Raw genomic sequence first — 1,274 nt, 5'->3', positions numbered from 1 at the left:
CGCCCGCGGACCGCCCGCTGCCCACGGAGCCCCACCTCACCGTGCACGACGTCGGCGCGGACTGGATCAGCCTCACCCGCGACCTGGCGGCCCTCCGCCCGGGGGTCTACGGCCTCACCGGGAAGGACCACGGGGACGGCGGCCCGCACGCCGTGGTCGGACCGGTCCGCGAGGATCTCCCGCACCCCGCCGACGCGGTGGTCCGCCGCCTGGAGCGCGTCACCCGGGGGACCTTCCGCCGCGGCGACCGGGTGTGGCTCACCCCCTCTCTGTGCGTCGGCAACCCGGTGACCGCCCTGGACCTCACCTACGCCGACGTCGAGGTCCCGGGCGAGCTGGGTCTGCTGCCCGCCTGGTTCCTGCCGGGCCGGCGCTCCACCTGGGTGATCGCCGCGCACGGCCTGGGCTCCACCCGCGAGCAGGTCCTCAACCTGCTCCCCTTCTTCCACGACCAGGCCTTCCCGGTGCTGGCCCTCGCCCACCGGGGCGACCCGGACGCGCCCCGCTCACCGGACCGCCGCTTCCACTTCGGCGAGACCGAGTGGCGGGACCTGGACGCCGCCATCCGCTACGCCGTCCGCTACGGAGCCCGCCGCGTGGTGCTCCTCGGCTGGTCCGCCGGCGCCACCATGGCCCTGCGCGCCGCCCAGCGCTCCGGGCTGCGGAGCCGGATCGCCGGGCTGGTGCTGGACTCCCCGGTGCTGGACTGGGAGGCCACCGCACGCACCCTCGCCACCGCCCGCGGAGTACCCCGGGCGCTGCTGCCGCTGGCGGTGCGCGCCGCGCGCGGCAGGCTCCAGGCGCACGAGGATTCCGCCTTCGACGACCCCGAGCCGCTGCGGACCCCGACGCTGATCCTGCACGGACCGGACGACGAGGTCGCGTCCTGGGAGCTGTCGCGCGGCCTGGCGGACCGGCTCCCCCGCCTGGTCACCCTCCAGACCTTCCGCGGCGCCCCCCACGCCGCCATGTGGAACAGCGACCCGACGCGTTACGAGGAGGCCCTGCGCCGCTTCCTCACCCCCTTCATGTGACCACCCCGGAGGCCTTCCGAGGCCCCGTTCCGAAGGCCGGGCGGGGGTTCCGTTTGGGTTTTCGGTCCCCCACCCGAGAGACTGCCTCCGTGACGTCCCGTATTCCGCGCGACTCCAGGCTTCGACTCGTCCGTACCCGACCCCTGGCCGCCGCCCCCCGAGTGACGGACCAGCGGCGTGCCCCCAGGCCGGCACCCCGACCACCGGAGGGCACACCGGCCCGGTCCGCACTGGCCGCCA

Annotated in this window: 1 protein-coding gene; it reads left to right on the top strand. The window is 76.0% G+C overall.

Features of this window, described 5'->3' with window-relative positions; all coding sequences use genetic code 11:
• On the top strand, nt 1–1,034 hold a 1,034-nt coding region (locus HW445_RS31485), incomplete at its 5' end, for an alpha/beta hydrolase (RefSeq protein WP_180224180.1).
• Nucleotides 1,035–1,274: the final 240 nt, after the last annotated feature.

It is taken from the genome of Streptomyces sp. UH6, assembly GCF_013421635.1.
In the GTDB taxonomy this organism is placed as follows: domain Bacteria; phylum Actinomycetota; class Actinomycetes; order Streptomycetales; family Streptomycetaceae; genus Streptomyces; species Streptomyces abyssomicinicus.
The sequence above is the reverse complement of the archived record's forward strand: the minus strand, read 5'-3'. Positions and strand labels throughout refer to the sequence as shown.